Below are 529 nucleotides of genomic sequence, written 5' to 3' on the forward strand. Positions count from 1 at the left end.
ACTTTTCAGCCGCAGCAGAATCAGATGCCATAGAAGATGCTATTGATTATGTGGCGGTTTGCCAGGAGATTGAGCGCATTACCTTAGCCAAACACCATCAGTTATTGGAGTATCTAGCAGACAAAATAGCCGCATCGCTATTTAATAGCTTTGCAATTAGCGCGATAGAACTAAAAATAAGTAAGCCTGGCGCAGTTCCAAACACAAGATCAGTTGGCGTTAGAGTGAAGCGAACACGAGAGCAGCATAGCCATGCCTAAGGTATTCTTGAATCTGGGCTCAAATGTTGAACGTGATCAGAACTTTCGCTCGGGCCTGAGCAGCCTGAAACGGACCTTTGGTGACTTATCTTTGTCTTCAATTTATGAAAGTGAGCCGGTTGGTTTTGACGGTGCGTGTTTCTATAACATGGCGGTATCAATCGAAACAGAGCTAAGCTTGCCCAAGGTTATAAAGGCATTAAAAACAATTGAAGATAGCCACGGCCGCCTGCGCGGAGATAAACACTTTGCACCAAGAACGCTAGATA

2 protein-coding genes are annotated in these 529 nt (G+C 44.8%); both read left to right on the forward strand.

What is annotated here, in order from left to right; translation table 11 throughout:
* A partial coding sequence (locus A3761_RS24925; RefSeq protein WP_197473256.1) for a dihydroneopterin aldolase occupies positions 1-260 on the forward strand: 260 nt, incomplete at its 5' end.
* A partial coding sequence (folK, locus tag A3761_RS24930; RefSeq protein ID WP_068751119.1) for a 2-amino-4-hydroxy-6-hydroxymethyldihydropteridine diphosphokinase occupies positions 253-529 on the forward strand: 277 nt, incomplete at its 3' end. The genes A3761_RS24925 and folK, both read left to right, overlap by 8 nt.

Source organism: Oleiphilus sp. HI0123 (genome assembly GCF_001635315.1).